This window comes from Marinobacter sp. MIT932201 (assembly GCF_047123295.1).
GTDB lineage: Bacteria > Pseudomonadota > Gammaproteobacteria > Pseudomonadales > Oleiphilaceae > Marinobacter > Marinobacter salsuginis.
The window spans coordinates 1,139,826-1,152,902 of the sequence record NZ_CP138917.1; the positions used below are offsets into that span (position 1 = coordinate 1,139,826).

A 13,077-nucleotide genomic window follows, 5' to 3' on the forward strand; every position below is an offset into this window, starting at 1 on the left:
TTTACCCGTTAACCGAACCGAATCGGAGACGATATGCAAACGAGAAAGCTTGGCAAGACGGATCTCGACGTTACCCTGATTTGCCTGGGTACCATGACATGGGGTGAACAGAACACCGAAAAGGAGGCGTTTGAGCAACTGGATTACGCGGTAAACGAGGGCATCAACTTTATTGATGCCGCAGAGATGTACCCCGTTCCGCCCCGGGCGGAAACCCAGGGGTTGACCGAGACCTATCTGGGAAACTGGCTTGCCAGTAGAGGCAAACGCAACGAACTGGTGATTGCCTCCAAAGTAGCGGGGCCGGGCAATGGCCTGAAGTACCTGCGTAATGGCCCCCGCCTTACCCGCGATCACATTCATGAAGCCTGCGACGCCAGCCTCAAACGCCTGCAGACGGATTACATCGACCTTTACCAGGTGCACTGGCCGGATCGCAGCACGAATTTTTTCGGCAAGCTTGGCTATGAACACAACCCCGAGGAGTCCTTCACGCCCATCGAGGAAACCCTTGAGGCACTGGATGAACTGGTGCGCTCTGGCAAGGTGCGGCACATCGGGCTGTCCAATGAGACACCCTGGGGCACTATGGAGTACCTCCGCCTGGCTGGCCAGAAGGGCTGGCCGAGGGTGGCCAGTATCCAGAATCCTTATAATCTCCTGAATCGTTCATTCGAGGTGGGGATGGCGGAAATCGCCCACCGGGAGCAGGCCGGCTTGCTGGCTTACTCGCCCCTGGCCTTTGGCATGTTGTCTGGCAAATACCTCGGCGGGAAGTGGCCGGAAAAAGCCCGAATGACCCTCTACGAACGTTTCAGCCGCTATACGAGTGGTCGTGGTATGGATGCCACCCGGGCTTACGTCGAGCTGGCCCGTGAAAACGGCTTGTCCCCTGTTCAGATGGCGCTGGCGTACGTTAACAGCCGCAGTTTCGTAACCAGCAATATCATCGGTGCCACGACCATGGAGCAGTTGCGGGAGAACATCGGGTCGGCGCAGATCTCTCTTAGCCCATCAGTACTCGAAGCTATTGAGTCTATCCATCAGGAGTTCACTTATCCCTGTCCCTGAGTTCGCTGGTTTTCGGCTTTTACCTCCGGTCATCAGGCGCTGGCCGGAGGCGCTGTTACACTCTGAAATATCGGGGATCATAAATTGACAAAAACATGCTGATCTCGTGACAAAAAGTCGGCGTCTTTGTGTGCAGATTCACATCTTTCCGGCCTGTAATCATTAGACTTAAGCCTAAGGTATCCGTAGACTCCCGTGTCGGAAAAAAGGTCTCAGGCAGTGTCATGATTATTCGCATCTTTGTCGCATTACTCGCTCTCAATCTCGTTGCTTTCGTCGTTCGCGCCGAAGCGTCCGAGCGCGTATTCGAGCAGGTCGAGAGCACGACAACCAGCGAGCAGATCTTCGAAGTGCAGGAACGGGTATCCGGCGATTTCGAAGAGGAGAGTTCTGACGCCTTTACTGAAATCGGTTCCCGCTTGCTGAGCCTGACGCTTACCCGTTCCAAGCACTCCGGCAAACACTACGCATCTGATCCGGCACAGGCTGACCATGGCATTGCACTTCTGAATGAGGGCGCCTGCCTGAATCTGAAGTGGAACTTCTGAAACTCAAACCCCTGTTCTTCAGCCCCTGACTCCCCCAAATCGGACAAACCGCAGAATCATGATCTGGCGCATTGTCTGTGTCCGATCGACGTGTGATCATCGCCGCTAGTGTCCCGTCTGGTTAGTTCGCTGACCTACTGAGCCACTGAGAGCCTTGAGAGCAAGGCGCGATGGCGAAGGTTTGGTGGTTCCAAATCGAGTCAGCGCAACGCAGTAGGTCAGCGAACTAACCAGACGGGACACTAACATGCTGATTAGCCGATAAGGAGCTTGGTAATGGCGGGTGATAGAGGGCAGTTATCGAATGATGTGAATGCCTGCGTTGATGAGGTGATTCGCCGGGTTGGCAAGGAAATCACACTGGGGTTGCCGCTCGGGCTCGGGAAGCCGGTCCGCTTCGTGAACGCGCTGTACCAACGGGCCAAGGACGATCCGGAAATTCGTCTGCGTATTGTGACGGCGCTGTCGCTGTTGGCGCCAAAGGGTGGTTCCTCACTGGAGAAGCGCTTCATGGGGCCATTTGTAGAGCGCCTCTATGGTCGAATCCCGGAACTGGCCTATGCCCGTGATGTCTCCGCCAATCGCCTTCCCCAAAATGTCCAGGTCTCGGAATTCTTCTTCAAGGCCGGTAGTTACCTGAACAATCGTTCCCAGCAACGGCATTATGTTTGTACCAACTACACCCACGCAGTTCGCGATCTGATGGCTGTTGGGGTCAACGTGGTCGCCCAGATGGTGGCGCCAGGCGAAGCGCACGGACAGCCCGGGCTAGTCAGCCTGAGTTGCAACCCCGACCTGACCCTGGACCTGATTCCGCTGCTGCGGGAGCGGGAAGCAGCCGGCTCGCCGGTTGCTCTGGTGGCCGAGATGAACAAAAATCTTCCCTGGCTAGGACACCATGCGGCCATCGAGGCAGACCGTTTCGATGTGCTGCTGGATCAACCCTCCAGCGATTACCCGCTGTTCTCGGCCCCCCAGATGTCGGTCAGCCCGGAAGACCACATGATCGGGTTTTATGCCAGTACCCTGTTAAAGGATGGAGGCACCCTTCAGGTTGGTATCGGCTCGCTGGGCGCTGCTCTGGTCCACAGCGCGATCCTCCGGCACAGTCACAACGATGCCTGGCGGAAAGTGTTTGATCATCTGAACGTTGACCAGAAGTTTCCGGTGGTCAGGGAAGATGGTGGCACAGGGCCCTTCGAAAAAGGGCTTTATGGTTGCAGCGAAATGATGGTGGATGGTTTTCTGTACCTGATGCAGGAAGGCATACTCAGCCGTGAAGTGTACGATCATGCTGGTCTTCAGGCGTTGCTCAATCGTGGTGACATCAGCGAGGAGGTTTCGCTCGAGACGCTGGATGTCCTCCGGCGGGAGAAGCTGATCGATAGCCCACTCCGGGCAAAGGATGTCCATTGGCTCGCACGGCATGGGATTTTCCGGGAGTCCGTTGAATTCAAGGGCGGCCGGCTACGGGTTGGAGACCAGTCGGTGGAGGGTGACCTGGATAACCCGGAAGCCCGCGAGGCCATCGAAACGCTGATTCTTGGTGAGCGGCTGACGGGTGGTATCGCCATGCACGGCGGTTTTTACGTTGGTCCCGAGCAGTTTTACCAGTACCTCCGCGAGATGAACGACGAGCAGCGTGCAAAAATTTGCATGACCAGCGTGAATTTCATCAACCACCTGTACGATCACCCGTTTGGTGACCAGAAGCTGAAAGCCGCGCAGCGCGTTCATGGCCGCTTTATCAATTCGGCCATGATGTACACCCTCAACGGCGCCGGAGTATCGGATGGCCTTGAGGATGGCCGTGTGGTCAGCGGTGTTGGCGGTCAGTACAACTTCGTTGCCATGGCCCACGAGTTGCCGGGCGCCCGTTCGATCCTGTCGCTGCGTAGCACTCGCTCATCCCACGGCAAGGTGCATTCCAATATTGTCTTCAATTATGGTCATTGCACCATTCCCCGGCACCTGCGGGATATTGTGATCACCGAGTACGGAATTGCTGACCTGAGGGGGCAGTCCGACGAGCAGGTTTTCCTCCGGCTGATCCGCATTGCCGACTCCCGGTTCCAGCAGGAACTCCTGAAAAAAGCCCAGAAGGCAGGGAAGGTGGATCCCGGGTTCAAGCTGCCTGCCGACTGGTGTAACAACACGCCGCAAGCAATTCGGCGCGCTGTTGCGGCTGCGGGGGATGCCAGCCTGTTCCCGCCGTTCCCGTTTGGCAGGGACTTTACCGACGAAGAGCTGACGTTGGGGAAAGCCCTTAAGGGGCTCAAGGCCGCAACGGCCACTCGTCGTGGTAAAATATCAACCCTGTTACAGGCCCTCCGGGCCCGGGATGACGAAGGCCGTTATGGAGCCCTGCTTGAGCGCATGGGGCTGAGCGACCCTTCAGGATTGCGGGACAAGCTGGATCAGCGACTGGTTATTCATGGCCTGCAGCAGCTCGAAACACCACCGGATACAGGAAACTCCAAAACCTGATGACAGCTTCACAAGCAAGACCCGACGTTTTTACCGTTCACTACGTACTGAAAAACAAGATCGGCGAGCTGGTTGATACTTCCGAGGGCAGTGAGCCTCTGCACTTTGTCTACGGCAGCCCTGAGATTATTGAGGGAATCCAGCAGGCGGTGAAAGACCGCAATGTTGGGGATTGCCTGGAAGTAACGGTGCCACCCGCCATGGCGTATGGCGAACACAAGCCGGAACTGGTGCGCAAGGTGCCGCGCTCATTGTTCGAGGGCATTGAGAACCTGCAGATTGGTATGAAGTTCCAGACCAATACCGGCGATGAAGCGCAGATCGTGCAGGTTGTCGGGATCGACGGCAACCTGGTAAAGGTGGATGCCAATCACCCACTGGCGGGATTCACCCTGTACTTCGATCTGGAGATCGTCGGCCGCCGCGAAGCGACGGAAGATGAGGTAGCCCAGGGACGTCCTCTGTTCTGAGCAGATTTGTTTCCTGCTGGTCGAACTTGCCACTGTAAACCCGCGTTAGGCCGTCGAGCACTGTTTGTCGCAGGCTGGCGGCCAGCTCCGCGGTCGGCACTTCCTCTGGCGATTGCACCGGTTCGTGGAAAACAACGTCGACCCGTGCAGAGGGCTGTCTGAGCATTCGCAGCAGGTGGCTGTGGAACTCATCCTCTCCGATAAAGGGAGCCAGATGGTCAGGTCGGCCGTCTCTGCGATAGGTAATGGTCACTGGCTGGATTGGTGTTTTGCTTTCCGGGGCGGCCCTGAGCAAGAGGCCATGGAAAGGCAATACGGTCAGGCCTGCGCTGGTGGTTCCTTCCGGGTATACCAGGACATTCTCTCCGGCCTGCAAATTCTCGATGATCTGTCCCCGAACGCGTCGAGCCTGGCCACCCCCGCGATGAATGAAGAGCGTGCCGGCCTGTCGTGCCAACCAGCCAATGAGCGGCCACTGGCCGACCTCCGCTTTCGACAGGAAGCGAATCGGCGCGAGGCTTCCCAGAATCGGAATATCCGACCAGCTGATGTGGTTGCTGACGAATAGTACGGTATCGTTCGATGGCGAGCCGTGCTGATGAATGTTCAGTCCCAGGCATCGGCAGGCCCATCGGAAGCAGAATCTTGCCCAGGGGGTACGATCAATGGTTTTGCGGGTAACCATTTCAGTGATCCGCAAACCGGCGGCCAATAGGGTGGTGGCCGCGAGAAAGGCCACAAAGGCCGTCACGCGAACGCAGAGTCTCAGCCAGTTCATTGATCAACCCCCAGGATTCAGGACGCCGTGCGCATGAAGTGTCGGCTGTAGCGGCCGGCCAGTTTGCTGACTTCCAGCAAGACCAGCAAATCCGCACAACGAAAATCCGGATCCCAGCAGGGTTCACCGCAGACCCGGGCGCCGAGGCGCATGTAGGCTCGGATCAGGGCGGGGACGTCCACAGGGCGATCGTTGTCCCGGGTGTGGGTCAGGTGCGGCATTGCCCGGAGCGGTTTGACCACAAAGGCCGGGTCGGCCAGGTATTCGTTCTGGAGATGGCGGGCGATGCGCCAGGCCTTCAGCCCTCCGTCGGACATACCGATACTCGCGCAGCCGATCATGTAGTCAACACCGCGTTCAACCAGATATTCGGCGACTGCCGACCAGAGCAGGCTGATGGTTGCACCGTTGCGGTAGTCCGGGTGAACGCAGGTGCGACCCAGTTCGGCGATGGTTCCAGGGAGTTTGTACAGGGCGCTCAGGTCGAACTCGCCGGCGGAGTAAAACCCGCCAACGGCTTGCGCGTCTGCCTGATGCAGGATTCGGGTGGTTGCGACCAGATCGCCGGAATCCAGGTCGGTTACGATCAGGTGATCACAGACGGTGTCGAACTCGTCGGCGTCGATTCCTGGCGTCTGTGCGCCCAGATCGCTGCCATACTCTTCCGAGAAGACCCGGTAACGCAGCCGCTGGGCGGCCTCAACCTGTTTCGGGCATCGGGTCATGTCGGTTTTCAGGCGACGGGCGCTGCGGCGGGCTTTCGCGGTTTGTGTGGTCATGGCGTCGTCTCTTTTGTTTCCATTTCCCGACAAGCCTATGAAGCCGGTATGACACATCGGTGACCGCGACGTGACGTGTCTGTGACACCAGGGGGTGAATGGGCGTTTGCGGGAGCTGTGTCACAGGGTGTAACGAAGCACCGGTTCCATGTATATTTCTGAATAGCATGTATAATTGCTGTTACAGCAGGTTGCCTGTATTGTCAGGTACACAGAATGACCTGAAACCGGAATAACAAAACCAGAGATGGATGGCGTGGAACAGACAAACGAAAGTTGGCGAATTCTGATTGTCGAAGACGACGAGCGGTTGGCGGAATTAACCCGCGAATACCTTGAAAGCAACGGGTTGACTGTCTCCCTGGAAACTCACGGCGGCCCCGCAGTAGAGCGGATCCGTAACGAACAGCCTGATCTGGTGGTGCTGGATCTGATGTTGCCGGGTGAAGACGGGCTGTCTATTTGCCGTAGGGTGCGCCCCTTCTATTCCGGCCCAATCATTATGCTGACTGCCCGCACTGATGATCTGGATCAGGTGCTTGGTCTGGAAATGGGGGCGGATGATTACATCGGCAAACCAGTCAAGCCGCGGGTTCTGCTGGCACGCATACGTGCCATGCTGCGTCGGGTTACCGAGACCGGGCAGAGTGCGGGTGACGAGGCAGGCGGCGAAGAACCGGTGCGTCTCCAGTTCAACGATCTGGTCGTAGACCGCTCCATGCGCGAAGCCTGGTTGAATGATGAAAGCATCGATCTGACCAGTGCCGAATTTGATCTGCTCTGGTTACTGGCGAGCAACGCCGGTCGCGTACTCAGCCGGGAAGAGATCTTCACCGCGTTGCGCGGCATTGAGTACGATGGTCAGGACCGTTCCATTGATGTTCGCGTGTCCCGGATTCGTCCCAAAATCGGCGATGACCCCATCCATCCGCGGCGCATCAAGACCGTTCGCAGCAAAGGCTACCTGTTCGTAAAGGAAGCCTGACGATTCAGTCTTTGGAGCCGGTGTGCCCTTCGCCCGCACGCCGGTGTTCCATGCCAGGGTTGGTATCATGCCCCTGAAGTTCTTTCTCAAGCTCTACGCCCGCCTTGCCGGCCTGACTGCGTTGGTGGTCCTGTTATGTGTCCTGCTGTTCACCGGTATCAATACGGTACGCTCGCAGTTCTGGCACGAACGATTTCCTGAGCCCCTGATGCGCTGGCTGGCGACTGCTCCGGCGCCCGTTCAGCAGTATCATTGGCTTACATCGACAGTGGATCTTCGCGTCGGCGCTCCTTCCCGGTTCAACCTGTCCCCGGTGGCCCTGGAGCGGCTTGGTTACGGCCAGGTGGTTGGTATCGAGAGTGACGTGGGATATCGGGTACTGGTTACCGGGCTTGCCGGGGAGGTTTTGCAACTTCGTCTGAGCGAGCCATACAGGGACGTATCAGAGACCATAGGACTGATCTTCCGGTGGCATCTCGATTCAGCCTCGGTGGACGATCGTCTGAATGTTGCCTCTCAGATGGCCCGGTCTCTCAACGTGGAAGTCTACCCTCTGGACGATGCCGACCTGTTACCGGACCCGGACGTTCTGGATCAGGTTGCCGAACGTGGTCTTGCCTTCTATAACGACGATTCGGACGGTTGCGGCCGGGTGATTGTCCAGCTTGCCGATGGCGAGCTTTACCGGATCGATATGCCCCCTGCGTTCAATGCCTGGGCATGGCCGGTTGTCCTGCTGCTGGTGCTGGTGCTGGGTGGGGTGCTGGCTGTCGCCCTGTTCCTCGCACTCCGGGAGGTTGATAGCAATCTCAGAACTGTCGAGTCTGTGGCGGTGCGAATCGCCCGTGGCGAAATGGGTGCCCGGGTCCAGACCGGCGAAGGGACGCTGGTGACGCGTCTGGCCTCGTCATTCAACGGGATGGCCGAGCACATACAGCGCCTGGTACAGGTGCAGCGGGAAATGATCCATGCCGTATCTCACGAATTACGTACCCCGGTGGCCAGGATTCGCTTTGGCGTCCAGATGATTGAAGACTGCCAGGACCAGGCTGCGCTTCAGAAGCAACTGGATGGCATTGATGGCGATATCCAGGAGCTGGACGAGCTGATCGACGAGATCCTGACCTACGCCCGACTGGAGCAGGGTGGTCCGGTATTTTCGCTTCAGGAAAATTCGGTCACCGATATTGTCCGTCAGGTGGTTTCTGAACAGCAGATGGTTCGGCCCGAGTTGGATATTGAGGGGAACATTGATGAGATCTCCGAGCGTTGGGCGTTGTCGGATATCGAGCCTCGGTACCTGCATCGGGCGATCCAGAATCTGGTGGGCAATGCCGGCCGCTATGCTGCGGGCAAGGTATTGGTAAGTTGCCACTTTGATGAGGACAACTGCCGCATCGACGTTGAGGACGATGGGCCCGGCATTCCCGAGGACGACTGGGAGAAAGTCTTCACCGCGTTTGCCCGTCTGGATGACAGTCGCACCCGTACTTCCGGAGGTTACGGCCTTGGTTTGTCTATTGTACGCCGCATCCTCTACTGGCATGGGGGCCACGCTTTTGTCAGTAGAAGCGACACGCTTGGGGGCGCAAAATTCAGCCTGGTCTGGCCTAGAAAAAAACCTGTGGACTCAATTGTGTGATGCAGGGCTCATTGCCTCACCTGATGTAACAATGCGACTACACAAGCACTACGGAAGTTTTCCGCTGCCTGATGAATAATCGGATGCGTAAGGGATGACTTTTGAGGTTGTAGTTCTTACGAACTTTCCTTGTTTCATTCGTCATTTGAGGGCCGGTCTTTCCGGCCCTTTTTTTATGCCTGTTCCCAAATTCCGTATCGGTCACCCTTTACCGGCTGCTCTGCTGTTAGAATCCTCGAAAACAACAGGAGGCCATTCATGACCCGTTATCTGCTTGCCATCGATCAGGGGACAACCAGTTCCCGAGCCATTGTCTTCGACCAAACGGGAAACAGCGTTGCCAGCGATCAGCAGGAATTTCACCAGTATTTCCCCAGAGACGGCTGGGTAGAACACGATGCTCGAGAGATCTGGGACAGCACCCTGGCGGTGTGTCGTGGAGCGCTCGAAAAAGCAGGCATCGAAGCCTCAGAACTGGCGGGCATTGGCATCACCAACCAGCGAGAAACAACGGTAATCTGGGACAGGGCAACTGGCGAGCCGATCTACCACGCCATTGTGTGGCAGGATCGACGAACGGCGTCCTGGTGCACCAAGCTGAAATCTGACGGCCATGAGGACATGGTTGTCGACCGTACCGGGCTGTTGATTGATCCTTACTTCTCGGCCACCAAGATAGCCTGGATTCTGGATAACGTGGAAGGTGCGCGGCGTCGGGCCGATTCCGGTGAACTGGCATTCGGGACTGTGGACAGCTGGCTGCTCTGGAATCTGACTGGTGGCAAATCCCACTTTACCGATGCCACCAATGCGTCAAGAACCGCCCTCTTCAATATTCACGAGCAAGACTGGGATGACGACCTTCTTGCCCTTTTCCGTGTACCCCGCGTCCTTTTGCCAGAGGTTCTGGACAGCTCTGCAGATTATGGCACTGCTGAAACGCGGTGGTTAGGTGCTCCGGTGATGATTGCCGGTATTGCTGGAGATCAGCACGCGGCCCTGGTAGGGCAGGCGTGCTTTAGTCCTGGCATGGCCAAAAGCACCTATGGTACCGGTTGCTTCCTTATGCTCAACACCGGCGATGACGCCGTTCGGTCCGAGAACCGGCTGCTGACGACCATGGCCTATCGCCTGAACGGCAAGCCCTGTTACGCGGTGGAGGGCAGCATTTTTGTCGCCGGTGCTGCCATGCAATGGCTGCGGGACGGGCTCAAGTTGATCTCTCACGCCAATGAATCCTCGGCCCACGCGGAGGCAGTCGGAGTCGACAATCCGGTGTACCTGGTCCCGGCGTTTACCGGTCTGGGGGCACCTCATTGGGACCCGCACGCACGCGGCGCCATTATGGGCCTGACCCGGGATACTGGAATTGGCGAGATTGTTACCGCAGGCCTTCAGTCGGTCTGTTATCAGACGAAGGATCTGGTGCGTGCGATTCAGAACGATGGTGCCCGACTTGAATCGCTGCGCGTGGATGGCGGTATGGTGGTGAACGACTGGGTGATGCAGTTTCTGGCCGACATACTGAATGTCACCGTTGATCGGCCGCGGGTAACAGAAACGACCGCTCTTGGCGCGGCCTACCTTGCGGGGCTTCAGACCGGTGTTTTCGATAGTCTTGAACAGATTTCCGGGCTGTGGGAATGCGAGCGGCAGTTCCACCCCGAAATGCGCCCGGCTCTGAGAGAATCGCTTTATGCTGGCTGGCTGGATGCCGTTGAGCGGGTCTGCAACAACTAGTTGGTGGCCTCAGGAGGTGCGTTCGAAGGCGATCAGGTGATCAGCCTCGACTCGCACCGGAACATGCTCGCCCAGATTGAAATCCAGGTGGCTGCGGAACAGGGCCTCGAATTCCGTGTCTTCGGAGCACCGGAAACGGTACAGGGTTGAAGTGCCGGCAAAGGTTTTTTCAACGACCTTTGGCTGCAGATCCGAATCAGGGTCGTGGACAATGTCATCAGGGCGGATCAGCACGTCCACCAGGGTGCCGGGCTCCCATCGGTAGGCCCGGTTACCATGGATCACGCCCAGTTCGGATTCGATAGTGTCCGGCCCGAGGGCGGTGCCGGGGATAAAGCCGCTCTGGCCGACGAAACTGGCCACGAAACGATTCGCCGGTTCATGGTAGAGGTTGTAGGGGACATCCCACTGCTGGATCCTGCCGTCCCGCAACACCGCGACCTGATCGCACATCGCGAAGGCTTCCTGCTGGTCGTGGGTGACCAGGATGGCACTGATGCCCAGAGTCTTGAGAATTTCCCGTACATCCAGGCTCAGGCGCCGGCGCAGATCCGCGTCCAGGTTGGAAAAAGGCTCATCCAGCAGGATCAGGGTCGGTTCGGGTGCCAGGGCGCGTGCCAGAGCAACCCGTTGCTGTTGGCCGCCGGATAGTTCGTGGGGGTAGTTGTCGGCCAGGTCCTGCAGGTGCACAACATTAAGCAGCTCCATGACCTTTTGGCGCTTTTCTGCCTTTTTCAGGTTGCGCAGGCCAAACCCCACGTTGTCAGCAATGGTCAGGTGTGGAAACAGCGCGTAATCCTGAAACACCATGCCGATTCGCCGTTTTTCCGGCGGTAACGTGCGCCCAGGCAGGCTGATGGTCTGTGATTGCAGGCAGATTTCGCCACCGCTGAGCGGGAGAAAACCAGCGAGGGCGCGCAGTATGGTGCTTTTGCCGCAGCCGCTGGGGCCGAGAAGGCAGCCGATGTCGCCATGACTCAGGGCAAAGCTGACGTCCTTGACCACGGAATCCCCGCCGTAACCACAGGACAGGTTATTGACCTCAAGCAGCCAGTCTGCCGGAGATTGCGCGGTTATGCTCATGAATTAGTCCAGACGATTCAGGATGAGAAATTCAAGCAGGGCTTTCTGTGCATGCAGACGGTTTTCGGCCTCGTCCCAGACCACGGACGCGGGGTGTTCCATCATATCGGCGGAGATTTCCTCGCCACGATGGGCAGGCAGACAATGCATGAAGAGCGCATCCTTATCGGCCAGAGCAAGCAGTTCCGGGTTGATCTGATAGCCACTGAATGCTTTTTCGCGAGCCTTCTGCTCGTCTTCCTGGCCCATGGAGGCCCAGACATCGGTTACCAGAAGCTGGGCGTTGCGGGCTGCCTCTGCGGGATCCCGAACGACCTTGACCCGGTCTCCGTGGTCCTTTAGCAGTGCCTCGGCCGGTTCGTAACCTTCGGGGCAGGCAATGTTCAGGTTGAAATCAAACTGGGCGGCAGCGTTGATGTATGAGTGGCACATGTTATTTCCGTCGCCGATCCAGGCCACCGTGGCACCACGGATGCTGCCACGGTGCTCACGATAAGTCTGCATGTCAGCCAGCAGCTGGCAGGGGTGGAAATCGTCGGTCAGGGCATTAATTACCGGGACCCGGGATGCTGCTGCGAACCGCTCCACGGTTTCATGGGCAAAGGTGCGGATCATCACCGCATCCACCATGCTGGATATAACGATAGCGGAGTCTTCAATAGGTTCACCGCGGCCAAGCTGCGTATCCCTGGGCGACAGGAACATTGCGGAGCCACCAAGCTGGGCCATGCCGGCTTCAAAGGACACTCTGGTTCGGGTAGACGATTTCTCGAAGATCATCGCCAGCACCCGGTTTTTCAGGGAGTCCCGAACCTTGCCTTGCCGCCACTCCTTGCGCAATGCCGAGGCATGATCAACCAGGCTTTCCAGCTCGGTGGTTGTCATGTCATTCAATGTCAGAAAATGTCTTGCCGCCATGGGATGGCCCTTATCTCAACGAACCCCGCAGCTGGCGGGATTGCCTGAACGTTGGCTGAAAAAATGGGGCATCAAGTCTAGCCCTTCGAAGCAGGTATGACAACGCTGTAACAGGGCTGGAACTGCAGGCGTTGCGCGAGGTCAAATCAAGGTGTTTGGTGAGGGGTTCGGCACCCGTGTACAATAACGCCAGGAAAATAGCCGTGTGGCAAGACTGTTCCAACAGAGGTAAATGTTCATGGATATCAATGAAACTATCAAAAGCCAGCTCGAAGAGAATCCGATCATCCTTTACATGAAGGGTAGCCCTCAGGCGCCACAGTGTGGATTCTCTGCCAAGACGGTACAGGCAGTGATGGCTTGCGGCGAGCGCTTTGCTTTTGTGAATATCCTGGATAACCAGGAGCTTCGTGAGGCCCTCAAGGTTTACTCCAGCTGGCCGACCTATCCCCAGCTCTATATCAACGGTGAGCTGGTTGGTGGTTGTGACATCGTTCTGGAAATGTCCGAGAGCGGTGAACTGGCCAAGCTTGTAAAAGAGGCCGCGAAGCAGGCAGAAGCCTGATATCGTTGCTG

12 protein-coding genes are annotated in these 13,077 nt (G+C 57.5%); 8 read left to right on the top strand and 4 right to left on the bottom strand.

Translation table 11 applies throughout. The features are described from left to right. The first annotated feature begins 33 nt into the window (after window positions 1–33). The 4 genes from SIC15_RS05220 (at window position 34) to SIC15_RS05235 (ending at window position 4,576) form a co-directional block, all read left to right on the top strand. The gene (locus SIC15_RS05220) at window positions 34–1,071 is read left to right on the top strand and encodes an NADP(H)-dependent aldo-keto reductase (protein ID WP_412537210.1); all 1,038 of its coding nucleotides are present in this window, start codon (window positions 34–36) and stop codon (window positions 1,069–1,071) included. 224 nt (window positions 1,072–1,295) lie between these two features. Further along, window positions 1,296–1,619 (top strand): hypothetical protein, encoded by a 324-nt coding sequence (locus tag SIC15_RS05225; protein ID WP_412537211.1) that lies wholly within the window; start codon window positions 1,296–1,298, stop codon window positions 1,617–1,619. A gap of 276 nt (window positions 1,620–1,895) precedes the next feature. Continuing rightward, on the top strand, window positions 1,896–4,106 hold the full coding sequence (locus SIC15_RS05230) for an acetyl-CoA hydrolase/transferase C-terminal domain-containing protein (RefSeq protein ID WP_412537212.1): 2,211 nt from the start codon (window positions 1,896–1,898) through the stop codon (window positions 4,104–4,106). Further along, a complete protein-coding gene (locus SIC15_RS05235; protein WP_008176279.1) occupies window positions 4,106–4,576 on the top strand; it encodes an FKBP-type peptidyl-prolyl cis-trans isomerase in 471 nt (156 codons plus the stop codon). The genes SIC15_RS05230 and SIC15_RS05235 overlap by 1 nt, the downstream gene beginning before the upstream one ends. Here SIC15_RS05235 and SIC15_RS05240 read toward each other — a convergent pair. Together SIC15_RS05240 and SIC15_RS05245 are read right to left on the bottom strand one after the other, a co-directional pair. Further along, the gene (locus SIC15_RS05240) at window positions 4,494–5,354 is read right to left on the bottom strand and encodes a lysophospholipid acyltransferase family protein (RefSeq protein ID WP_412537213.1); all 861 of its coding nucleotides are present in this window, start codon (window positions 5,352–5,354) and stop codon (window positions 4,494–4,496) included. The genes SIC15_RS05235 and SIC15_RS05240 overlap by 83 nt on opposite strands. Window positions 5,355–5,371: 17 nt before the next feature. Then, the gene (locus SIC15_RS05245; RefSeq protein WP_412537214.1) at window positions 5,372–6,133 is read right to left on the bottom strand and encodes a GNAT family N-acetyltransferase; all 762 of its coding nucleotides are present in this window, start codon (window positions 6,131–6,133) and stop codon (window positions 5,372–5,374) included. A gap of 247 nt (window positions 6,134–6,380) precedes the next feature. Between SIC15_RS05245 and SIC15_RS05250 the strand changes: the two genes are divergently transcribed. The 3 genes from SIC15_RS05250 to glpK all read left to right on the top strand — a co-directional run bounded on the left by SIC15_RS05250 (window position 6,381) and on the right by glpK (window position 10,500). Then, window positions 6,381–7,118: a response regulator gene (locus SIC15_RS05250; protein ID WP_412537215.1), complete on the top strand. Its 738-nt coding sequence runs from the start codon at window positions 6,381–6,383 to the stop codon at window positions 7,116–7,118. Between the two features lie 22 nt (window positions 7,119–7,140). Beyond that, window positions 7,141–8,760 carry an ATP-binding protein gene (locus SIC15_RS05255; RefSeq protein ID WP_412537216.1) on the top strand — a complete coding sequence of 540 codons (1,620 nt, stop codon included), beginning with the start codon at window positions 7,141–7,143 and terminating at the stop codon, window positions 8,758–8,760. 258 nt (window positions 8,761–9,018) lie between these two features. Further along, a complete protein-coding gene (glpK, locus tag SIC15_RS05260) occupies window positions 9,019–10,500 on the top strand; it encodes a glycerol kinase GlpK (protein WP_412537217.1) in 1,482 nt (493 codons plus the stop codon). Window positions 10,501–10,509: 9 nt separating this feature from the next. Here glpK and SIC15_RS05265 read toward each other — a convergent pair whose 3' ends face one another. Beyond that, entirely contained in the window at window positions 10,510–11,583 is a 1,074-nt protein-coding gene (locus SIC15_RS05265; protein ID WP_412537218.1) for an ABC transporter ATP-binding protein, read from the bottom strand. A gap of 3 nt (window positions 11,584–11,586) precedes the next feature. Beyond that, on the bottom strand, window positions 11,587–12,501 hold the full coding sequence (argF, locus tag SIC15_RS05270; RefSeq protein ID WP_412537219.1) for an ornithine carbamoyltransferase: 915 nt from the start codon (window positions 12,499–12,501) through the stop codon (window positions 11,587–11,589). Between the two features lie 238 nt (window positions 12,502–12,739). Between argF and grxD the strand changes: the two genes are divergently transcribed. Next, the gene (gene grxD / locus SIC15_RS05275; protein ID WP_008176261.1) at window positions 12,740–13,066 is read left to right on the top strand and encodes a Grx4 family monothiol glutaredoxin; all 327 of its coding nucleotides are present in this window, start codon (window positions 12,740–12,742) and stop codon (window positions 13,064–13,066) included. The last annotated feature ends 11 nt before the right edge of the window (window positions 13,067–13,077 follow it).